The organism is Engelhardtia mirabilis, from assembly GCF_007748095.1.
GTDB lineage: Bacteria > Planctomycetota > UBA1135 > UBA1135.
In genome coordinates this window covers 5,958,555-5,980,123 of sequence record NZ_CP036287.1, presented here as the reverse complement: position 1 = coordinate 5,980,123, position 21,569 = coordinate 5,958,555, and the positions used below count along the sequence as shown (strand labels likewise).

At 70.2% G+C, this 21,569-nt stretch carries 20 protein-coding genes; 17 read left to right on the top strand and 3 right to left on the bottom strand.

Annotated features, from left to right (window positions below; translation table 11 throughout):
• The first annotated feature begins 2 nt into the window (after positions 1–2).
• The 7 genes from Pla133_RS22135 (at position 3) to Pla133_RS22105 (ending at position 6,382) form a co-directional block, all read left to right on the top strand.
• Positions 3–782 (top strand): CPBP family intramembrane glutamic endopeptidase, encoded by a 780-nt coding sequence (locus tag Pla133_RS22135; RefSeq protein WP_145069348.1) that lies wholly within the window; start codon positions 3–5, stop codon positions 780–782.
• 53 nt (positions 783–835) lie between these two features.
• Positions 836–1,663 (top strand): hypothetical protein, encoded by an 828-nt coding sequence (locus tag Pla133_RS22130; protein ID WP_145069346.1) that lies wholly within the window; start codon positions 836–838, stop codon positions 1,661–1,663.
• A gap of 4 nt (positions 1,664–1,667) precedes the next feature.
• A complete protein-coding gene (locus Pla133_RS22125) occupies positions 1,668–2,255 on the top strand; it encodes a hypothetical protein (protein ID WP_145069344.1) in 588 nt (195 codons plus the stop codon).
• Between the two features lie 6 nt (positions 2,256–2,261).
• A complete protein-coding gene (locus Pla133_RS22120) occupies positions 2,262–4,064 on the top strand; it encodes a KGGVGR-motif variant AAA ATPase (protein WP_419191842.1) in 1,803 nt (600 codons plus the stop codon).
• 10 nt (positions 4,065–4,074) lie between these two features.
• Positions 4,075–4,836: a TrmH family RNA methyltransferase gene (locus tag Pla133_RS22115; RefSeq protein ID WP_419191841.1), complete on the top strand. Its 762-nt coding sequence runs from the start codon at positions 4,075–4,077 to the stop codon at positions 4,834–4,836.
• Between the two features lie 53 nt (positions 4,837–4,889).
• A complete protein-coding gene (locus tag Pla133_RS22110; RefSeq protein ID WP_145069340.1) occupies positions 4,890–5,516 on the top strand; it encodes a TetR/AcrR family transcriptional regulator in 627 nt (208 codons plus the stop codon).
• A 116-nt stretch (positions 5,517–5,632) separates the two neighbouring features.
• Positions 5,633–6,382 (top strand): glucose 1-dehydrogenase, encoded by a 750-nt coding sequence (locus Pla133_RS22105; RefSeq protein ID WP_145069337.1) that lies wholly within the window; start codon positions 5,633–5,635, stop codon positions 6,380–6,382.
• Between the two features lie 145 nt (positions 6,383–6,527).
• On the opposite strand, the gene Pla133_RS22100 is transcribed toward Pla133_RS22105, so the two are convergent.
• Both Pla133_RS22100 and Pla133_RS22095 read right to left on the bottom strand, forming a co-directional pair.
• Positions 6,528–9,644, bottom strand: coding sequence for a S8 family serine peptidase (locus tag Pla133_RS22100; protein WP_145069335.1), 3,117 nt, complete (start codon positions 9,642–9,644; stop codon positions 6,528–6,530).
• 455 nt (positions 9,645–10,099) lie between these two features.
• Positions 10,100–10,930 (bottom strand): MBL fold metallo-hydrolase, encoded by an 831-nt coding sequence (locus Pla133_RS22095; RefSeq protein WP_145069333.1) that lies wholly within the window; start codon positions 10,928–10,930, stop codon positions 10,100–10,102.
• 105 nt (positions 10,931–11,035) lie between these two features.
• Here Pla133_RS22095 and Pla133_RS22090 point away from each other — a divergent pair, with 105 nt between their 5' ends.
• The 10 genes from Pla133_RS22090 (at position 11,036) to Pla133_RS22045 (ending at position 20,557) form a co-directional block, all read left to right on the top strand.
• A complete protein-coding gene (locus tag Pla133_RS22090) occupies positions 11,036–11,473 on the top strand; it encodes a MarR family winged helix-turn-helix transcriptional regulator (protein ID WP_145069331.1) in 438 nt (145 codons plus the stop codon).
• Entirely contained in the window at positions 11,470–11,898 is a 429-nt protein-coding gene (locus Pla133_RS22085) for a nuclear transport factor 2 family protein (protein ID WP_145069328.1), read from the top strand. The genes Pla133_RS22090 and Pla133_RS22085 overlap by 4 nt, the downstream gene beginning before the upstream one ends.
• A gap of 108 nt (positions 11,899–12,006) precedes the next feature.
• Positions 12,007–12,594, top strand: coding sequence for a cob(I)yrinic acid a,c-diamide adenosyltransferase (locus tag Pla133_RS22080; RefSeq protein ID WP_145069326.1), 588 nt, complete (start codon positions 12,007–12,009; stop codon positions 12,592–12,594).
• A gap of 60 nt (positions 12,595–12,654) precedes the next feature.
• Complete coding sequence (gene miaE / locus Pla133_RS22075) at positions 12,655–13,257, top strand: tRNA isopentenyl-2-thiomethyl-A-37 hydroxylase MiaE (protein ID WP_145069323.1); 603 nt, start codon at positions 12,655–12,657, stop codon at positions 13,255–13,257.
• A gap of 4 nt (positions 13,258–13,261) precedes the next feature.
• Positions 13,262–14,728 (top strand): MBOAT family O-acyltransferase, encoded by a 1,467-nt coding sequence (locus Pla133_RS22070; protein ID WP_145069321.1) that lies wholly within the window; start codon positions 13,262–13,264, stop codon positions 14,726–14,728.
• Positions 14,728–16,236 carry an alginate O-acetyltransferase AlgX-related protein gene (locus Pla133_RS22065; protein ID WP_145069320.1) on the top strand — a complete coding sequence of 503 codons (1,509 nt, stop codon included), beginning with the start codon at positions 14,728–14,730 and terminating at the stop codon, positions 16,234–16,236. The genes Pla133_RS22070 and Pla133_RS22065 overlap by 1 nt, the downstream gene beginning before the upstream one ends.
• Positions 16,237–16,320: 84 nt before the next feature.
• Positions 16,321–17,583: a DUF1570 domain-containing protein gene (locus Pla133_RS22060; protein ID WP_145069318.1), complete on the top strand. Its 1,263-nt coding sequence runs from the start codon at positions 16,321–16,323 to the stop codon at positions 17,581–17,583.
• On the top strand, positions 17,564–19,312 hold the full coding sequence (locus tag Pla133_RS22055; RefSeq protein WP_145069316.1) for a YhjD/YihY/BrkB family envelope integrity protein: 1,749 nt from the start codon (positions 17,564–17,566) through the stop codon (positions 19,310–19,312). Before Pla133_RS22060 ends, Pla133_RS22055 begins: the two co-directional genes overlap by 20 nt.
• Positions 19,313–19,371: 59 nt before the next feature.
• Positions 19,372–19,635, top strand: coding sequence for an acylphosphatase (locus Pla133_RS22050; RefSeq protein ID WP_145071034.1), 264 nt, complete (start codon positions 19,372–19,374; stop codon positions 19,633–19,635).
• Between the two features lie 70 nt (positions 19,636–19,705).
• Entirely contained in the window at positions 19,706–20,557 is an 852-nt protein-coding gene (locus Pla133_RS22045; RefSeq protein ID WP_145069314.1) for a methylated-DNA--[protein]-cysteine S-methyltransferase, read from the top strand.
• A 46-nt stretch (positions 20,558–20,603) separates the two neighbouring features.
• Here the strand turns inward: Pla133_RS22045 and Pla133_RS22040 are convergent, their stop codons facing one another.
• Positions 20,604–21,395, bottom strand: coding sequence for a hypothetical protein (locus tag Pla133_RS22040; protein ID WP_145069312.1), 792 nt, complete (start codon positions 21,393–21,395; stop codon positions 20,604–20,606).
• Positions 21,396–21,569: the final 174 nt, after the last annotated feature.

The following is a 21,569-nucleotide window of genomic DNA, read 5'->3' as shown; positions in this document are numbered from 1 at the left end:
CCGTGTTCACCCTCGCCGACCACCTGCTCGCCGTCGCTGTCGGCGTCGTCCTGCCCGTCCTCTCGGCCAAGGGCGGCGCGGACCCCGCGATGCGAATGGCCCTCGCCACCGACCCCGAGCTGCGCCGCGCCGTGGTGCAGCAGTCGGCCGCGACCCAGTGGCTGGTCACGGGCCTGGTCCTGGGCGCCACCTGGCTGCGCGGCGCCGACGCGAACGCCCTGGGCCTCTCGCCCCGCGGCGTCGAGCCCGGCCTCGCCTTCGCCTTCCTGATCGCGCTCGCCGCCGCACTGGTCCTGGTCCTGCGCGGCCGCTTCATCCTCGCCGACCCCTGGCGCCGCCAACGCACCCTCGCCCAGAGCGCCGCCGCCGCGCCGTTCCTGCCGCGGACTCCGCGCGAGGAAGCCGGTTGGATCTGGCTCTCCATCACCGCCGGCTTCTGCGAAGAGATCATCTTCCGCGGGTTCCTTCTGGCCTACGCCCTCGCCTGGGCCACCGGCGAGTTCGCCCCCCCCAGCCCCGACCAACCCGCCGCCTGGGCCGCGGCGGTGTTCGTGTCGCTGGCTTTCGGGGCGTCGCACCTCTACCAAGGCAAGCGCGAAGCGGCGAAGGTCGTGGTCTTCGGCTCGAGCCTGTCGGTCCTGTACGTCCTGTCGGGATCGATCTGGCCCTCGATCCTGCTCCACATCTTCGTCGACCTCCACGAAGGCTGGCTGTGGACCAAGGCCCTGCGCGCGGAGGCGGACGAGCTGATCGAGGCGGGCCTGCACACGCCGCGCGAGTAGGGAACGAGGTAGATTGCGATCGCGGGAGAACCGAAGTGGAAGGAGCTTCTATCGTGGCAGAGCAATCAGACCCCACCCACCTCCACGCACTCGCGCGTGAGAACGGTGGACGGCTTGCGAAGCGAGCGGCGGAGGTCGACCAGACCTCGGAGGTGAGACAACTTGTCGACGCCGAAGGTCGGCTGGCCTTCAACCTCCGGGCCTCTGCCGCCGAAGACTTCCTCGAGACGGGGAGGCGGCTGAACAAGTTCACCTGGGCGGAAGGCGAAGCGACCAGGACCAACCGACCCGTCGACGAGATCTTGCGCGTGTCATTGGGTGAGCACTTCGGCCCCAGGCTGGAGTTCGAGGCGAACTACTGCGGCGGCGGACACTTCTACTACGGCGCGCTGAACGTTGGTGGAGCTGGAGCCTCCAAGTACGGGGACTACTGCTTCATCGAGTCCATCTCGCCGAACAAAGGCAGGGTGCCAGCCGATCCCGTATGGATTGGGGAGGACTCCCTGACAGGTGCGAACGAGCTCTTTCGAGCGGCGGGCGGTGACATCGTCGAAGAGCGGCTTGCGGAGTGGGTTGCGTCCACACACCAAGCTGGAGACCTGACGGCGGTCAAGCTCGCGTACCTCGGCCTAAGCAACGTCCCCCTTGCGATCCGTATCTGCTCGAAGGACGACTACATCGAAGGGGTGTCGATCACGCCCACAGCTCGGGAAGGAGTCGAGGAGATTCGACTGGCCAAGGAGAGGGCCGATGAGATCCAGAACCTGGCGTTCGAGTCGGCGCTCTCAGGAGGGACGGAGTCGACGGGCCTGGACCTGGAGCAGCACCGGCGGGTCCGGGAGCTTGCTGATCTGCATGGAATCCAGTGGAATGAGGTCTGACGCCATGTTGAACCTGATCGCATCCTCCCCGGCGGACGGTTGGGCAGTCGTACGTGCCGACGACGGTGAGGTCTCTCTCCTCCGGCCCCCCTACGACTCCGCCGACAGAGAGACTCTGACCTCGAGTGGCCTCGAGAGGGTCTTCCGTGATGGAGGGTTCCTCGTCAGGGAGATGCCGTTCGAGAGCTGGAGTTCGCTGGTTGCGACCCTCATTCGAGAGCGACGGGAGGCCCTCGGCCCCGACCGACTCGAGGCTGCTGCAAGGGCGGCGTTCGAGGTCCTCAAGATGGCGACTTCCGACCAAATTCGTGGCCATCTCGCTCGTCTTCGTGAGGCGTCCCTCGCCAGCGGAACGGGTCAGGCGCAACTGGTCCTGCGAGCGCTGCTCGACGCGCCAGCCCTGCTGGCCGATCCCGCGTTGATGCGAGAGGCCGCCCTGCTCATGGCCGAGCTAGCAACTCCGGTGCACGGCAGGCATGGCCTCGCGAGCCGACAAAGCGCGTGGGGGGTCCGGCGTGACTCTGAGGTCGATCGCATTGACCGGGAGATCTCGAGGCGTGAAAGCATCCTCAACTTCACGCCTGCCGCTTAGGGATCCGTGAAGGCCACAGCTTTCTATTCCTACAAGGGGGGGCTGGGCAGAACGCTGCTGCTCGCCTGGACCGCGCGGGCCTTGGACCAACTCGGCCACAAGGTCGTCGCCTTGGACATGGACCTAGAGGCGCCCGGCCTACCGTTCAAGCTCGGATTCGACGATCGCGATGACCTCGGACCCGGTCTCATCGACCTACTTCTCCGATTCCAACGTGGGGAGTCCCCGCCGGAGTCGATCGAGCCTTGGCTGCGCCCGGTCTCCGGGACCAAGCACCTGAAGGTTCTCTCGGCCGGTCCCGCTCCGGCGGGCAGCTACTGGCAGCAGTTGAACAAGGTCAGGTGGAAGGACCTCTTCTTCGGACCCGAGGCCGGCGGTGCTCGGTTCGCAGCCTGGTTGCGCGAGTCCATCGAGGCGGCGACCGGCGCCGATCACCTCCTGATCGACTCTCGAACCGGTGTCACCGACCTCGGAAGCGCAGTGCTCGCACTCCTGTCGGATCAGGTCGTTGCGCTGATGGGGACGAGCCCTGAGGGCTTGTACGGGACTCGAGCCGTACTCCGGGCACTGGCGTCATCGCGGGCGACCGATGGCCTGGATCCCATTCCCGTACGCGCCGTCCTCTCGCGCCTGCCCGCCGGGTCTCCGCCATCGCAAATAGAGGACATGCGGAACGCGGTCAAAAATGCCCTGACTCAGGAGACGACGCGTCTCGCGGAGGTCTTCTCGCTCGACGCGCCACTAGTTCTGTTCGAAGAATCCGCGGTTCTGATCAATGAGCAGGACGCACTTGTCGGCAAAGCGCCGCGGCTCGAAGCTGGCTACAGCGACGTTCTCCGCTGGGTCGATGGCGGCGAAGGTGTTATCTGCGCAGATCAGGTCCCGTCGCCTCACGATAGACCGCGCAGCTCCGACGCGATTGCGATTGGGAGGAGGCTAGTCGAGGAAGACCGAGATCGCCATCTCCCCGGTCTTGTCGGCGTGCTCAACCGAGAGGCCGCCATCCTGGCTGAAGCAGGTCGCTTGGCGGAGGGGCTCAAGTTGCAGGAGGAGGCGATCGGCCACCTTCGATCGCTTTCGATGGAGCGGCCCGAGGCCTTCATGCCCGACCTCGCCATGTCGCTCAACAACTTGAGCAACCGCCTCGGCGGGCTGGGGCGGCGAGAGGCGGCCCTTGAGGCGATCGAGGAGGCGGTGGCGCTCTACCGCCAGCTGGCGCAGGCGCGGCCCGAGGCCTTCACGCCCGACCTCGCCATGTCGCTCAACAACTTGAGCAACCAGCTCGGCGGGCTGGGGCGGCGGGAGTCGGCCCTCGAGACGATCGAGGAGGCGGTGGCGCTCTACCGCCAGCTGGCGCAGACGCGGCCCGAGGCCTTCACGCCCGACCTCGCAACCTCGCTCAACAACTTGAGCAACCACCTCGACGGGCTGGGGCGGCGGGAGGAGGCCCTCGAGACGGTCGAGGAGGCGGTGGCGCTCTACCGCCAGCTGGCGCAGACACGGCCCGAGGCCTTCACGCCCGACCTCGCGGGCTCGCTTGCCCAGCGTGCAATCATCTTGCGCGGAGCCGACCAGGACGAGGAGGCTCTTGGGTCGGTCAGTGAGGCGATTCGACTCTACCGGCCCTTTTTCCTTGCCCATCCAGCGGCATTCCGTACCCGAACGGTGGCGATGTTCAAGCTCTACTCGTCGACCGCGCAGGAGCTCGGACGCGAGGTCGACAGCAAGCTCGTCGGCCCCATTCTCGCAGTGCTGCAGAGTCAGCCCGAGGACGCCGGCGGCGGGGATTCCGCCGACTCGGCTGAGTAGACTCACCCGCGTGAACCGCATCGTCCTCTGCCGCCCTGCCGGCCCGCGCAACGTGGGGTCCGTGCTGCGCGCCGTGCTCAACTTCGGGCCGGCGGGGTTGCACCTCGTGCGCCCCGAGCGGCCGGCGATTCTGATCCATCCGGAGTTCGAGCAGATGGCCCATGGGGTCGAGGACGCGGCGGCTCGGATCGTGGTGCACGACTCGCTGGCGGAGGCCCTGGCGGATCGGACCCATGCGATCGGATTCACGGGCAAGGTTCGCAACCATCGGGCGATCCAGCCTTTCGCGGCGCGGCGCAGTGATCTCGCCGAGCTGTGGGCGGACGAGGACTCCCAGGTCGCTCTGGTCTTTGGCGCGGAGCAGGACGGGATGCGTGCGGAGGAGGCCGACACTTGCCACGAACTCGTCTACATCGAGACCAGCGACGAGCACACCTCGCTGAACCTCTCCATGGCGGTGGCCGTGGTCCTGTTCAGCCTGTTCCAGCCCGGCGAGCGGCCGGCGCGGCGCTCGCGCACCACCCCTCTGACCGGGGAGGCCCGGGAGTTCCTGACCGAGAACGTGGCGCGCACCCTCGGGGCCAAGGCCTGGACGCCCGGCGCGCGCAAGGACATCGAGGAGTCGGCCCGCCGGGTCTTCGCCCGGGCGCCCCTCGAGGGGCGGGACGCGCGGGCCTGGCACCAGTCGATGCGGGCCCTCGGGAGCGGTGCCAAGCCTTCGGACTTCGGGATCGGGGTCGACCCGGACCCCGCAGTTGGCCCCGCAGACTGAAATCTTCGATTCCGGGTGTCACTTCGGAACCAGGCGGTCCATATTTGGCTCCCATGAGCGCCAGGCACACAGCCACCCCCGACAGCGCGCCTAGGCGCCTCGGGCGGCCGCGTGAGTTCGACGAGGACGAGGTCCTCGACGCGGCGCTCGATGCGTTCTGGCGCAAGGGCTTCGAGGCGACCTCGATGGCGGACCTGATCGAGGCGACTGGGCTCCACAAGGGCAGCCTCTACAAGGCCTTTGGCGACAAGCGCAGCCTGTTCCTGACGACCCTGCGGCGCTACCTGGCGCGGGGGCACGCGAAGATCGAGGCGACCCTGGCGGGCGAGCCGACGCCGGAGGCGAAGCTCGACGCGTGGATGAACGCGATGCTGGGCAGTTGCGACGCAGCGGACAACCGCGGCTGCTACGCGATCAACGTCGAGGTCGAGCTGGGGCCCCACGATCCGGAGATCGCCAAGGTGGTGGGGGACCACTTCGACGAGGTGCGCGAGCTGGTCACCGCGATCATCGCCGAGGGCCAGGCCAGCGGCGTGTTCCGCGCGGACCGCGACGCCTCGGACCTGGCGGAGTTCCTGGCGGTCTTCGCGATCGGCGCGGTGACGCGCTCGAAGGGCAAGCTCGAGGCGACCCAGGCGCGGCGCCTGGCGCGCTCCGCCATCGACGCCGTGCTGGCCTGAGGGCCGGCTGACGACACAACGACCGTGCCCCCTCCGGGTGCGCTCTTGTTTAAAAGTTGACCAATCGGTCTACAACCAACCACGAACCGCCCCACGGGGCAACGGCAGAGACAACCATGCAGCAGCTCGACAACAAGATCGCCCTCGTCACCGGTGGAACCAGTGGCATCGGCCTGGCCACCGCCAAGCGCCTGATCGACGAGGGGGCCCAGGTGGTCATCACCGGGCGCAACCAAGAGACCCTCGACGCCGCCCTGTCCGAGCTCGGCGAGCGCGCGCTCGGCGTGCGCGGCGACGTGGCCGACGCCGCGGACCGCAAGCAGCTCTTCGCCACCATCGGCGAGCGCTTCGGGCGCATCGACATCCTCTTCGCCAACGCCGGCGTCTTCGCCATGGCGCCCTTCGCCGAGCAGGACCAGGAGGGCCTCGAGCGCATGTTCGGGATCAACTTCGGCGGCGTGTACTTCGTCGTGCAGCAGGCCCTGCCGTTGATGTCGGCGGGCTCGTCGGTGGTGATCAACACCTCGGTCGCCGGCAACGTCGGCATGGCGGGGGCGAGCGTGTACTCCGCCACCAAGGCAGCGCTGCGGTCTCTGGTGCGGACCTTGGCGGCGGAGCTGAGCCCGCTCGGGATCCGCGTCAACGCGGTCAGCCCGGGCCCGATCGAGACGCCGATCTTCGGCAAGACCGGGATGGAAAAGGGCGCGCTCGACGCCATGGCGGAGGCCCTGGTCGGCAAGGTGCCGCTGGGGCGGTTCGGTCGGCCCGAGGAGATCGCGAACGCGACGTTGTTCCTGGCCTCGAGCGAGGCGTCGTTCGTGAACGGGGTCGAGCTGACCGTCGATGGTGGGATGACGCAGGTCTGACCGGGGGGGCGGTAGGCGTTCGTACGGTGGCGTGGGACGTACGGTGGCGGGACCATTCGTCCCAACCGCGCCGGCGATCTCGCGAAGCGCGAGATCGCTGGCGCGGTTGGGACGAATGGTCCCGCCACCGTACGTCCCACGCGGCTCAGTTCAGCGCAATGTCATCGAACGCGAAGCCGTCCGTCGTCGCCGCATAGTTGTCGTACTGCTGGAACTTGATCACGAAGTTCCCGTTCAGCGACAGCCCGTTGCTCCCGGCCAGCGCGTCGATGTCGACGTTGATCGTCTGCCAGGTGTTGTCTGCAAACGACCCGCCGTTCAGGTTGTAGACCTTCGTGAAAGACGCTCCGCCGTCGTCGGACAGGAACACCCCGTCCTGGGTGTGGGTCTCGTCGGCGAAGTCCTTCCAGCGGAAGGTCAGGCCCACCTGGCTCTGCCCGGTGAAGTCACACAGGAGCCAAGCCTCGTTCTGCCCGTACAGGCTGCCGTCCACGGAGTCGTCCATGGTCAGGTGCCACGACCCGGCCGACGGGCCGTTGGCCGTCGTCACCAGGATGCGACCCTCCGGGCTCGAGGTCGTGGTCCAGAACGAGTCCAGAGCCCCGGTCTCGAAGCCGGTCGAGTAGCCCACCTGGGCCCGGTTGGGGTTGCCCCCGCCGCCGGAGCCCGCGGTGACCGAGACCTCGTCGAAGGCGAAGCCGTCCGTCGCGATCGCGTAGTTGTCGTACTGCTGGAACTTGACCACGAAGGTCGAGCTCAGGCTCAAGCCCGCCCCCGCCGCGAGCGCGTCGAGGTCCAGGGAGACGAGCTGCCAGGAGTTGTTGGTGGTCGAGCCGCCGTTCAGGTCGTGCACCTTGGTGAAGCTCGTGCCGCCGTTGCTCGAGAAGTACACGCCGTCCTCGGCGTGGGTCTCGTCGCCGAACTCCTTCCAGCGGAAGGACAGGTCAACCTGCGACTCGCCCGACAGGTCGAGCCGCATCCATGCCTCGTTCTGCGAGTAGGCGCCCGCGTCGACCGAGTCGTCCATGGTCAGGTGCCACGAGCCCGCGTACGGAGCGTTGGCCGTCGTGACCAGAATTCGACCCTCGGTGCCCTCGGTGGTGACCCAGTTGGAGTCGAGGGCGCCCGATTCGAAGCCAGTCGAGTAGGGCAGGGTGGCGTAGCTGCCGCCCCCGCCGCCGGTGCTACCGGCCGCGACCGAGACCTCGTCGAACGCGAACCCGTCGGTGGCGATGGCGTAGTTGTCGTACTGCTGGAACTTGACCACGAAGGTCGAGGTCAGCGTCAAACCCGCCCCCGCCGCCAAGGCGTCGAGGTCCAGGGACACCGCCTGCCAGGTGTTGTCCGTCGTCGAGCCGCCGTTCAGGTCGTGGACCTTCACGAAGCTCGAGCCGCCGTTGCTCGAGAAGTACACGCCGTCCTCGGCATGGGTCTCGTCGCCGAACTCCTTCCACTGGAAGTCCAGGTCGACCTGGCTCTCACCGGACAGGTCCAGGTGCAGACGCGCCTCGTTCAGGGAGTAGGCCCCCGCGTCGATGGTGTCGTCCATGGTCAGGTGTCGCGCGCCGGCGAAGGGGCCGTTGGCGGTCGTGACTTGAATGCGGCCTTCGGCGCCGAGCACCGTCGTCCAGCTCGCGTCGAGCGACGTGGCCTCGAAACCGGTCGAGTAGGGCAGGCTCGCGTAGGTCGCGCCGGGCCCGGGGCCGCCGCCGCCGCTGCCCACGGCCGCCGCGGCGTTGACCATGCCGTAGCCGGTGTAGCGGTCCCAGCCGGCGCCGGACTCGACGCTGGTCACGTCGTCACAGGTGCTCACGAGCTGCGCCCGCACCTGCACCGGCGTGAAGCTCGGGTTGGCCGACTGGATCAGCGCACAGACCCCCGCCGCGTAGGGCGTGGAGCACGAGGTCCCGTTGAACCACTGGCTGTAGTTGCCGGAGTCGTAGCCGCCCGAGCCCTGGATGTCGGTCGTCGGCAGGATCGTCGGCGCGATCACGTCCACGGCGCCCGCCGCGTCCTGGGTGTTGGTGCCGTAGTTCGAGCCCCACCAGCGCTCACCGTCGCAGGTGTAGCCGTTGGGGTCCGCCGCCACGCCGGGGTTCAGCTCCGAGGTGCTCGACGACGACCGCTTGCGCTCGCCGCAGGGCGAGGCCGCGCCGACGCCGATCACCAGGGCGTTGTTGGCCGGGTACTCGAGGGACGACTGATTGCCGTTGGCGGTCGCCGCCAGGATCGTGACGCCCTGGCTGTTCGCGTAGGAGATCGCGCTCGAGGTCTGGGAGTCGTTGGAGATCGCCGCGCCGAGGCTCAGCGAGGCCACCGACGCCCCGTTGTCGGCCGCGTGGGTGACCGCGTTGGCGATGGCCGAGAAGAACATGCTGCCGGCGCTGTTGGCGACCTTGAGCGGCATGATCGAGCAGCCGCCGGCGATCCCCGCCGTGCCGAGGTTGTTGTCGTTGATCGCCGCCGCGACGCCCGCGCAGGCGGTGCCGTGGCCGGGGGCCGCCGAGTTGTCGTCGGCGTTGGAGTCGCCGTCGCCGTAGTCCCAGCCCGCGACCTGACGCAGGTCCGGGTGGCCGGCGTCGACGCCCGAGTCGATGATAGCGATCACCACCGAGGCCGAGCCGTAGCCCTGGGCCCCGTCCCAGGCCGCTTCGGCGCTGGTGTCGAAGCCGGCCGTGCCCACCGGGCTCCCGCCCGCGTGCCCGCCGCAACCCCAGCAGTAGGACAGCATCTGGCCGGTGTTGTTGTGGCCCCAGTGGCTGGCGTGCAGCGGGTCATTGGGCACATCCGCCGGGAAGGCGCGCCAGTCGGGCGAGGCGTCCTCGATCACGGCCAGGCCTACCAGCCGCGCCGCAAGGGCTTCGATATCGGTCCCTGCGGGCACGTCGACCGCGTACCAGCGGTCCATGCCGAGCTCTTGGCCGCGCTCCACGTCGGCGGTGTCGATCAGCGAGCGGGTGATGCCGCTGGCGCCGGCCACGAAGAGCTCGGCGTCGAGGTCGATCAGGCCGCTACCGGCGAAGGGCTGCATCTCGCCGCCGCGCCAGCTGCGGTCGAGCAGCGAGGCGGCGACGGCCTCGCGCGTGACCTGGATCAAGACGCGCCCGGGTCGATACAGGGTCAAGTCGCGCGCCGGCGCGGCGATGCCGTCCTGGGTCGGCACGAACGCGCGCGTCGGAATCTCCTGGGCGACCAGGGGCGAGGCGGACAGGGTGAGGCACGCGATGGTGAAGAGCGACTTCACTCGGGGGGGTCGTTGCATCGTTGGTTCCTTTCGGCCGGATGGCCGTCCTCGAATCAGGCAGTCCGCCCGCGATAGCAGCTCGGCAGGTGCCGGTGCAATGAAGTCGGATTGCAGTTCCCCCGTTGGAACGGCGCGCATCTCGAGCGGGTCGCGGCGCGCGGATCCGGCACGGAACCTGGCGCCGCGAAGTCGCGTCACCCGCGCAACGGCGTCTCAAGTGGCAACGACGCGCTTCACGGTGTCGGGCTCGGTGCGCACCCAAGCACCAGCGTGTCCTCAGGGACAGCGGGGCGCAGGCAACAGGAGAGAACTCGTCAGGGCCGTCGACGTCGTCGCTCGACGAACCGACGCGCCAAATGCAAGCGTGCGACTCGAGGGGCGGTCGTCCCTCGGCGCGAGGCTCCGCGTCGATGGCCATGCCGCATCAGGCCCCCGTCCGACACCGGCTTCAGCCGCGACGAGACCTCGCCCGATCAGCCCACGCGCTCGAGCAGCGCCGTCGTCCGCGCGCGGACCTCCGCCGGCAGGCGCGCATCGAGAATCGCCTGCACCTCGCGCGGTGAGTACCGGGCCGAGAAGTGCGTCAGGAGCAGCGCCTCGTTCTCCAACAGGTGCACCCGCTCGAGCAGGTCATCCAGATGCACGTGCCCCGTCTCCCGGGCCTGGTCCACGTCGATGCGGTCGTCGAGGAAGGTGCACTCCATCACCAAGAGGCGCGCCTTGCGGACGACTTCCTGCTGCTCGATCACCTCCGCGCGGGTGTCGCCGGTGAAGGCCACCTCCGGGAAGCTCACCAGGGTCGACAGCTCGAGCCCCTCGTCCACCGCCAGGCGCCGCAGCTCCTCCTGGGGCAGGCCCTGGTACTCCTCGCGCAGCTGCCGCCGCTCGCGCCACAGGCCGTAGCCCTGGCTGGGCACCACGTGCGGCGTGCGGAAGGGAACGGCGACCAGATCCCGCCCCAGGCGGTGCTCGTCGCCGGGCCCGAGGGGCACGAGCCGGTGCTCGAGCTCGCTGCGATCGAGCCGCCGCCAGGTGGCGAAGAGCTCGCCGATGGCCGCTTCGTTCTGCCTGGGCACCAGGTACTCCGGCGGCCCCATGCCCATCAACGCCCGCGTGGCGCAGTGGTAGGCGAGGCCGCCGAGATGGTCCATGTGCGCGTGGGTGATCAAGACCCGCGGCCGCGACACCGCCCAACGCGGGCAGCGCCCGATGTCGAAGCACAGCTTGTGCTCCGGCAGATCGATGCTGGTCTCGATGCCCCCGAGCGAGATCCCGCCGACGGCGACTCCGGCGAGTCGGTGCATGAGCACAAGCCTAGTCGATCGCCGCAAGTCGACTCCGAGCTACTTCCGGCCCATTCGCGAAAAGTAGTAAGCGTGCTAACAAAGGGTGTCCTAGGTTAGTAGGCCGTGGACGAGTCCGACCTGCGTGGCGACCTGGCCGAGCTGCCCTGCTTCAACCTGTACCTGGGTTGGCGCCGCGTGCAGGCCTTCTACAAGCACTTCCTCGGGGAGGGCCTGAACCCCCAGCGGGTCTACGTGCTCGAGCTGCTCCTGGAGCACCGCGAGCTGGGCGTGACCCAGCTCGCCCGCGCCCTCGACCTGGACGTGGCGACCATGTCCGGGCTCTTGTCACGGATGGAGTCCGAGGGGCTGGTCGACCGTCCCCGGGCCAAGGGCGACCGCCGCGCCGTGGCGGTCAAGTTGACCCGCCGCGGGCGCGCGACCGCCAAGCGGACCGAGGCCGCCGTGGCCGAGGCCGACGCCGAGCTGACGGGAGCGCTCGACCCGAGCGACGTGGCCGCCCTGGCGCGTCTGGTCGAGCGCTTGGGAGAACTACGACGATGAACGACGAGACCACCCGCATCCCCGCGCCGACTCCGACCGAGACGGTGCGTGCGCTCTACGAGGCCTTCGGCATCCGCGACGAGGCGGCCCTGCGCGCGGTCCTGGCGCCGGACGTGATCTGGAACCAGTGCGCGGGCATGCCGGGCGGAGCCCGACGTCGCGGCGCCGACGACGTGGTGGCCGGGATCTTCCACGGCCTGTCGTCGACCTGGGAGGGCTTTGGCGCGCCCGTGGAGGAGCTCCTCGCCGACGGGCACCGGGTCGTGGCCCTGGGCCACTACGCGGGGGTCCACGCCGTGACGAAGCGCGCCATGCGGTCCGCCTTCGCCCACGTCTACGAGGTCGAGGATGGCCGCGTCGTGCGCTTCGACCAGATCGCCGACACCTGGCCGATGGTGGCGGCGATGCGGGACGAAGCGGTGTGAAGGACCCGGGCCTGGCCTTGGCCCGGCGGAGGGGGTCTTACCCCCGCGAAGGGAACTTCCTAGGCTCTGCGGCTCGACCGCGCTGCCTCGCCGGCCGATGAACCCCCCATGGGCGTCCACCTCAACCGCATCTACACCCGCTCCGGCGACAACGGCACCACTGGCCTCGGCGACGGGAGCCGGGTGCTGAAGCACCACCTGCGGGTGGCCACCTACGGCACGGTGGACGAGACCGGTGCGGCCCTGGGCCTGGCCCTGGCCCACAGCCCCGACGGCCCCCTGGCGGGGCTGATCCTGGAGCTGCAGAACGACCTCTTCGACGTGGGCTCGGACCTGTGCGTGCCCGGCCCCGACGGCGAGAAGCTGCGCGTGCCGAAGTCCTACGTGACGCGGCTGGAGGAGCACATCGATCGGCTCAACGCCGACCTCGGGCCGCTCGAGTCCTTCATCCTCCAGGGCGGCACCCTGGTCGCCGCGCACCTGCACGTGGCGCGCACGGTTTGCCGCCGCGCCGAGCGCATGGCGATCGAGTTGGCCGACCTGCCGGCCGAGCGCGAGCGGGTGAATCCCGAGGTGATTCGCTACCTGAACCGCCTGTCGGACCTGCTGTTCGTGATGTCGCGGGTGGCGAACATCGGCGCGGGCCCGGACGGCCAGACGGCGGACGTGCTCTGGCGCCCCGGCGCGAACAGCTGACGGCCGGCGCGGGCGCGCGGATGGCCCCGCGGGCGGGCTCGCTACCATGTCGCCCCCCCGATGCTGCGCCTGCGATCCGTCACCCCCCCCGCCTGGGCCGAGGCCGTCTGCCGCGAGCCCCTGGCCCTGCTCAGCGACCACGCCCACTGTGAGCTGCGCGCCGCCGCCTCGTCCCAGGCGCTGATCAACCGCCACACGGCCCGCACCGACCTGTGCGATCGGTTGGCCGCGGTGGCGGTCGAGGAGATGAGCCACTTCCGCCAGGTCCTGGCGCTGATCGACGAGCGCGGCGGGACGCTGCAACCGGGGCCTCCGAGTCCCTACGTCGAGGGCCTGTTGGCCGCTTCGCGTCGGGAGCGCACCGACCGCGACGACGCCCTGCTCGATCGCCTGCTGATCGCGGGCCTGATCGAGGCGCGCAGCCTGGAGCGCTTCGAGCTCCTGGCCGTGCTCGCGCCCGACGCCGGCCTGCGCGCCCTCTACGCCGACCTCGGTCCCTCCGAGCGTGGCCACGCCGCCCTGTTCCCCAAGCTGGCGCGGACCCACTTCGACGGCGCGCGCGTGGACCAGCGCGCGGAGGCCCTCGAAGAGGTCGAGGCCGAGCTGCTGGCCCGGCTCGACTTCGCCCCGCGCATGCACTCGGGCGCCCCCACGGCGGGCTGACACCGTGCTCTTCAGCACCCCGATCTTCCTCTTCGGCTTCCTGCCGCTGGTGCTCCTGGGCTACGCGCTCCTGGCCGGCGCCGAGCACCTTGCCGGCCGCGCCACGGGCAGGAGCCTGCGCCATCGCTTCGGCAATGCCTGGCTGCTGCTCGCGAGCCTGTTCTTCTATTGGTGGGGCGAGCAGGAGCTGGTGGCGTGGATGGTCGCCAGCATCGCCGCCAACTACGGCCTGGGCCTCGTGATCGGCCGCGCGCGCGCGAGCGGCGACGCGGCGCGGGGCCGGGCGGGCGTGGCCCTCGGCGTGGCGCTCAACCTGGGCCTGCTCGGCTGGTTCAAGTACGCCAACTTCTTCGTCGGCTCGTGGATCGACGGTTGGGCGCAGATCGCCCTGCCGATCGGCATCTCCTTCTACACCTTCCAGGCCCTCTCCTACCTGATCGACGTGCACCGCGGCGACGCGCCGGTGCAGAAGGACCCCCTGGCCTTCGGCCTCTACATCGCCCTGTTCCCGCAGCTGATCGCGGGGCCGATCGTGCGCTACCACGACGTCGCGACGCAGATCGCCTCGCGCCGCGTGGACCTGGCCCTGTTCGCCAGCGGCGTGCGGCGCTTCGTGATCGGCCTGTCCAAGAAGGTCGTGATCGCCGACTGGGCCGCCCGCGGCGCCGACGACATCTTCGCCCTGCCGGCGGGAGAGCTCTCGGCGGCACTGGCTTGGATCGGCCTGGCCGCCTACACGGTCCAGATCTACTTCGACTTCTCGGGCTACTCCGACATGGCCATCGGCATCGCGCGGATGTTCGGCTTCCGCCTGCGCGAGAACTTCCAGTGGCCCTACGTGGCCCAGTCGATCACCGAGTTCTGGCGCCGCTGGCACATCAGCCTCTCGAGCTGGTTCCGCGACTACCTCTACATTCCGCTGGGCGGCAACCGCGGCGGCGCGGCGCGGACCTACCGCAACCTGGCCTTGGTGTTCCTGCTGTGCGGTCTGTGGCACGGCGCCGCCTGGACCTTCGTCCTGTGGGGCGCCTACCACGGGCTGTTCCTGGTGATCGAGCGCATCGGCCTGGGCCAGCGCGTGGCGGTTCTGCCGCGCCCGCTGCGCCACGGCTACACCCTGCTGGCGGTGATGCTCGGCTGGCTGATCTTCCGCGCGGAGAGCCTGGGGCAGCTCGCGGACTACTCGCGCGCGCTGGTCGGGCTGGGCAGCGGAGCCGACGCCGTCTGGCGCATGGGCGAGATCGTCGACGCGCGCGTGGTCTGCGCCCTGGTCCTGGGCGCGGTCGGCTCGGCGCCCTGGGTCGAGGCCCTGGCGCGCTGGCGCGACGCCGCGCGCTCGGCGGGGCGCGCCCGAGCCGCCTGCTGGGCCCTCGACGCCGGAGGTCTGTTGGCACTGACCGGTCTGTGGTTCGTGGCCATGGCCTTCACCGCGGCCGACACCTACAAGCCCTTCATCTACTTCCGCTTCTGATGAGCGACCTGCCCGAAGCCCTGCGCCGACCGACGCCGCTGCAGTCCATCTGGCTGGCGGGCGTCTTCGTCGTCGGTTGCTTCGCGCCCCTGGCCCTGTGGCTCGGCACGGGCGAGGTCGACACCAGCGTCGAGTTGGAAGAGCGACCGGCCGCCCCGACGCCGGACGTGGCGCTAGAGCGCGAGGCCCTCGGCGAGCTGCCCGGCGCCACCGCCGCCTGGTTCGCCGATCGCTTCCCCCTGCGCCACGAGTTGATCCGCGCCCACTCGGCCGTGCTCTGGTTCGGGCTGGGCATCTCCGCCGCCGAGGGCATGCTGCGCGGCGAGGGCGATTGGCTCTATTACCAGGGTGAGGGCACCTTCGCGATCCACCGCGGCGAGCTGCTCGGCCCCGCGCGCGTGGAGCAGTGGGCGCAGACCTACGCGGACTGGCGCGACTGGCTCACCGCGCGGGACGCCGAGTACGTGCTGTTGATCGCGCCGGAGAAGCAGGGCGTGTACCCCGAGCACCTGCCCGCCTGGGCCCGGGTCGACGTGCAGTACACGCGCACCGACCAGGTCATCGCCGCGATGCGCGAGCGGGGCCTGCGCGTGGTCGACACGCGAGCGGCCCTGCGCGAGGCGGCGCGCTCGGAGGAGATCTACTACCCGCTCGGGACCCACTGGAACGACCTGGGCGGTTTCGTGGCCTACCGCGAGTTGATGGGGGCGTTGGTCGAGCTCTACCCGGGCACGCCGGTACTCGAGCGCAGCAACTACCGCGGCTTCGACCCCATCGAACGCGCGCCGGACTGGACCGGCGACAGCTGGTCCGTGCGGATGCACCTGGGCGACCTCGTGACCCAGACGGCGGTCGACCTGGAGCCGACGTTCCAGGTGGCGTGGTTGCCGATCGAGTTCTGGCCCTCGCCCAGCGGCAGCGTCGACGGCGTGATCGAGAACACGGACCGCAGCCTGCCCCGCGCGGTCTTCCTGCGCGACTCCTTCGGCATGTGGCTTTGGAAGTTCATGGCCAACCACTTCAGCCGCATGGTCTCGGAGTCCTACGTGCGCTTCGACGTCGAGCTCGTCGAGCGCGAGGCGCCGGACATCGTGGTGCAGGCGCGGGTCGAGCGGTTGTTCGCGGTGGCCGTGACGCACCTGGGACTGGGCCAGGACGAGATCGCGCAGGCGCGGCGCTGGAACGCGGCGACGGAGCAGGCGCGGTTCGAAGCACCGCAGGGCCAGGCCCTGGCCGCGCCGCTCGAGATCGGCGGCGAGGAGCGCGCCGCCGCACTGCTGCTGCGCCTGGAGCGCCCGATCACGACCGAGCGCGCCGTGCCCCAACCCCGGGCGACGTGGACCGGCGTCCTGGTCGACGGCGCCGGCACCCGCCACGCCCTGGAGGTGCCCTTCGGCGTGGGGCGGCGCTGGGCCTTCGCCGGGCCCCTCGAGGCGGTGCTCCCGGCGCGCCTGGAGTTCGGGCCCGACCAGCCGGGGCTGCGTTCCCTCGCCGCGCGCGCGGAGTAGGCGTTCGTACGGTGCCAGGCACAAGACCGCCGCCCTGCCCTGGGCTAAGGTCCACGGCCCCCCGGTCTCCCCGGACTGAATTCCATGTCGCACGAGCCTTCCCCCGCGCGCTTCCACGCCCTTGCCAGCGGCCTCGTCCTGGCCCTCTTGACCCTCCTGCCCGCCGCCGACCGCGACCGCGCCGAGGACACCTTGGTGCCCGTGAAAGGACGCGAAGTGGAGGGCTACCTGATCCACCAGGGCGATCGCGAGATCATCTTCCGGGTCGGTACGCGCGACAGGATCTGGGAGGTGGAGGACGTCGAGGAGGTCCGCTCACCGGCGCTGCTCTACAACGAGCTGGCCCAGCGCCTGCGCCGCGCGCCCCTGGGCGACGTCGAGGGCGCGGTGCAGATCGCCAAGTGGGCCCAGGAGGTCGGCCTCGAGGCCGAGGCGCGCTACGCCTGGTGGCGGGTGCTGGCCTTCAACTGGGACAACGAGGAGGCCCACACGGCCCTGGGCTCCAAGTCGAACAGCGAGGGTTGGCGCGTGCGCATCGACCGCAAGTGGCTGACCCGTGAGAAGTTCCTCGAGCGCATCGTCGACTGGGACACGCCGTTCGAGATCGACCTGAGCTTCCACGAGATCCGGGCCAGCAGCCTGCTCGAGGACAGCCTGGCCGCCGTGGACGCCACGGTCTTGACCTTCGACATGCTCTATCGGGAGTTCGGCGGCCTGTTCGAGCTGCCCTTCCCGCAGAAGGTGATGGAGGTCCACCTGCACGGGGACACGGAGTCCTTCCCGCCCATGAACCGGCGCGCGGCCTACTTCCGCACGGCCGAGAACCGGGTCGTGTGCGACTGCTCCATGTGGGAGGGGCTGAGCACCCTGGCCCACGAGCTGATGCACCAGCTCCTGTCGAACGCCTACCAGATGGTCGACGACGGGCGCGGCAGCCCGCCCGGGTGGTTCGACGAGGGCCTGGCCGAGATCGCGGCGGCGTTGGTCGAGGTCGAGGCCCACGGGTTGAGCAGTCTGCTGGAGACCGAGCGCGCGCGGATCTGGCTGCGAATCCACGCCCAGGCCGAAGAGCCCTACGAGTTGAGCCGCGTGCTCAACTTCGACCAGGCCCAGTTCCACGCCGTCGACGGATCGGAGCTGGCCTACGCCCAGGCCTTCACGCTCGTGCTGTTCCTGTTGCAGGCCGACGAGGGCACCTACGTCGAGGGCTTTCGCGCGTTCGTGGCCAGCACCTTCGAAGGCAAGGGATCGGGAACGCACTTCCAGAACGCCATGGACATGAAGCTGGAAGATCTGGAAGCACGCTGGATCGGGTACGTTCAGGCCCGTGCCCAGGGAGACGACTGAGCGGCCCGACGCGGCCGGGGAATCGAAGGACGAGCCGAAGCGCAGTCCGGTCGAGCGGGTGATCGGGTTCTTCACCCGCGACCTGTGGCGCCGCGACTGGACCGAGGCGCCGACGCTATCGGCCCTCGGCGTGCACCTGCTTCGCCTGGTCTCGATCGCCGGGCGGGGGTTCGTCGTCCACAAGGACGGCTTCCGGGCCGCGGGACTGACCTACTACACGGTCCTCTCGCTGGTGCCCTTTCTGGCCTTCGCCTTCTCGGTGGCCAAGGGCTTCGGGGCCTACGACCTGCTGATCAACAAGGTCGTCGAGCCGATGCTCGAGTCGACCTTCGGCGAGGAGCCGGCCCGCGGCGCGGGCGCGATGGACCTGGAGGCAGGCGAGTCCGCGCTGGTCGGGCCCAACGGGATCGAGTTGCCCGGGAGCGCAGGCCAGTCCGGCGCCGGGGAGTCCCAGGCTCAGCCGTCGTCGCCCGAATCGGCGCAGGTCACGGGCGACTCGGTGAGCGCCGCCGAGTCCGAGTTGGCCGCCCTCGAGGACTCGATGGTCGCGTCCACGCAGGGCACTGCGGCGGAAGGCGCTGCGGCGAATGGAGCAGATGCCAGTGCGCGTGCGGTCACCACTAGCGATGTCGGCGCCGCCTCCGGCGGCACGGCCGACCTGCGCCGGGCGATCGATCAACTGCTGGCCTTCGTCGAGGGCACCAATGTTTCCAGCCTCGGCACCCTGGGCCTCGCCATCGTGCTCTTCACGGTGGTCAAGTTGCTGTCCCAGGTGGAGAACGCCCTGAACGAGATCTGGGGCGTACGCCGCGCGCGGACCCTGACTCGCAAGCTCTCCGACTTCACCTCGATCGTCGTCGTGGCGCCGATCCTCGCGATCAGCGTGGGATCCCTGGGGGCCGCCTCGGCCCTGGGCCAGGGCAGCGAGGCCGAGGGCGTGCCGAGTTTCCTGGAGCAGAACCTGGGCCGGGCGACCGAGCTGGCCATGGGCCTGGCGCCCCTGGCGAGCATGTGGCTGTTCTTCTCGCTGCTGTTCCTGGTGCTGCCCAACACCCGCGTGCGCCTGCGCTCGGCGGCGATCGGCGGGTTCTGCTCGGCGGTGCTGTGGGTCGTGGCCCAGCGCGTCTACGTGGGCTCCCAGGTGGGGGTGGCCTCCTACAACGAGCTCTACGCCGGTTTCGCCGCCATTCCGCTCTTCCTGGTCTGGACCTGGTTGTCGTGGATGGTCGTGCTGCTGGGCGCCGAGTTCGCCTACGCGGACCAGAACCACAACGCCTTTGGACGTCGCATGCTCGCCGGCGAGCCCACCCCCGCCGAGGTCGAGGCCACCGGCATGCGCGCCCTGGTCCGCATCACCGAGCGCTTCCTCGAGGGCGGCAAGCCCTGGACCACCGAGGACCTGGTGGTCGAGCTGATGACGCCCGAGGAGCAACTGCGCGACACCCTCAGCCGCCTGGCGGACGCCGGCCTCCTGGCGCGCACCGAGTTGGGCGAGCTGGAGGGTTGGACCTGTGGCCGCGATCCCAACCAGACGCACCTGCTCGACGCCCGCCGTGCCCTGCGCGGGGGCGACGAGTCGGGCCGCAACAGCGCCGTCACCACCGCGACGCTCCTGGACGCGCGCCTGCGCCGGGCCCTGCGCGGCCTCGACGCCGCCTCGGCGGAGCTGGAGGCGAACGGGACCCTGGCTGACCTCGTGCGCGAAGTGGAAGAGCCGAGACCGGAGTGAACGAAGGGTCGCAAGGCTCCGGCCCGAGCGCCGGCGGGGCGACGGTCTGTTGTCGAGTGCTGGTCAGCGGGCGGGTCCAGGGCGTCGGCTTCCGCTGGTCCACCGCCCGTGCGGCCAAGGGCCGCGGCGTGCGCGGCTGGGTACGCAACCTGATCGACGGCCGCGTGGAGGCGCACCTGGAGGGTGAGCCGCAGGCCCTGGACTCGATGCTGGCCTGGCTGGCCAAGGGGCCGCCCTCGGCGCGGGTCGACGCCCTCGAGCGCTTCGATGCGGAGCCGCTCGGCGCGGAGGGCTTCGAGCAGCGCCGCGACGGCGGCCGTTGAATCCTCCGAGCGCGGGTTCGCGCCGGGATCCGGGTGGCCGGGCTCCCCGGGCGCGCCGATCCTCGCTCTGATGAAGATCGCCATGGCTGACACAGGCACCTCCGTCGACCGACTCGCCACGGCCATCGAGCGCATCGTCGCCGCGCGCGGCGAGCCCCTCGACCTGGACCGCCTCGCCCTGGACCTGGGGCTGTCGCGCGCGCGCCTCGACCGCGTCTTCCGCGAGCACGTCGGCCTGAGCCCCGCTCGCCTGGCGCAGCTCGTGACCCTCGAGCGCGCCCGCGGTGCCCTCGCCGGAGGCGAAGGCGTTCTGGGCGCCGCCCTCGGGTCGGGACTCTCCGGCCCCGGCCGGCTGCACGACCTGTTCGTCACCGTCGAGGGCGTGACCCCCGGCGAATGGAAGCGCCGCGCCGGCGGGGTGCATGTCACCTTCGGTGTCGCCCCGACGCCCTTCGGGGCGTGTCTGCTCGCGCGCACCGAGCGCGGCATCTGCGCCCTGTTCTTCGGCGACGCGGGCGAGATGCGCGCGGACCTCGCCGCGCGCTTTCCCGAGGCGGAGTTGGTCGAGGATCACGCCGCGGTGGCGGACGACCTGGCGGCGATCTTCGATCCCCGGCCCGCGCGTCGCCGGCCCTTCCACCTGGACCTGCGCGGCACGAACTTGCAGCTCAAGGTCTGGGAAGCGCTGCTCGCGATCCCCACGGGCGCGGTGACCTCGTACACCGAGGTCGCGCGCCTGGCCGGGCGCCCCGACGCGACGCGGGCGGTGGCGAGCGCGATCGGCCGCAACCCCGTGTCGTGGCTGATCCCCTGTCACCGCGTCCTGCGACGCACCGGCGAGCTGGGGGGCTACCGCTGGGGGCTCGAGCGCAAGCGCGCGATGTTGGCGGTCGAGGCGGGGCGATCGGAGCCCGGGAAGTGACGCTGATCTTCTGATCCAGGACACTGGTCGGGCGTACGCCCGCGACCTACTCGCGCGCGATCCAGGCCGCCGCGTCCTCGGTGGGGATCAGGTCCAACTCGGCCAAGCGCTGGGCGAGGGTTCCGAGGCTCTCGTCGATGGGGCCCACCGGTCGGCAGGGTTCGAGCCACTGGACCGTGCCTCCGAGCGCCGTCCACAGTCTCCAGTAGGGACTGCCCAGGTCGAAGGAGCTGAGCACGGGAGCACCCTCCCGATCCCCCGCGCCCCGCCGCGCCAGGAGGCCGGCCTCGAACGACTTGCGCGGCTCCCGCACCCAATAGTCGATCTCGAAGCGCGGCTCCTCGAACGTCATCGGATCGAGCAGCCGACCCTCGCGTGGATCGAACAGGACCCGGCGCGAGGGCATCACGGCGCTCCAGAGCCAGAAGCTCGCGTAGCGATTCGACTCGCCGCCCTGCCACTGGAAGAAGCGCGCTGAAGGAGCCTCGAACTCGCGCTGGTGGCTGCCATCGGCCGAATAGACCCTGAAAGCGGGGTTCTTCGTCGAGGCCATGTCGACGCGGGCGACGATGCGTCCGTCGGCGATGCAAGCGTTACTCAGTCCTTCGGCCGCGAAGGCGACGATGCGCACTCGCGGCCGATCGGCTCCAGGCACGATCGCGAGCAGTCGCGAGCCGACCTCGCGCCATTGCTCGATCAGGATCAACTCGTCGCCGAGGGACCCGACCAGTTGCCAGTTGTCGGCCTCGCCCAGCATCGTCCGCGCCAGATCGATTCCACCGCCCTGTTCGAGGTCGACCAGCCAGGGTGTGCCGCGCAGGGAAGAGCTGCGACTCACGACCAGGGCATGTCCGCCGGACCGGTCGACCGCCAGGCCGTCGATTCGGGTCCCCGCCCGGGACCGTCCACAGGGGCCTGTCGAGGCCCGTCGATGCGTCGTGTGCGACGAGCGTCGAGCACCCATCGGCGCGCCCCTCGTAGACCAGGCCCGCGCCGTCCGCCAACACTGCGA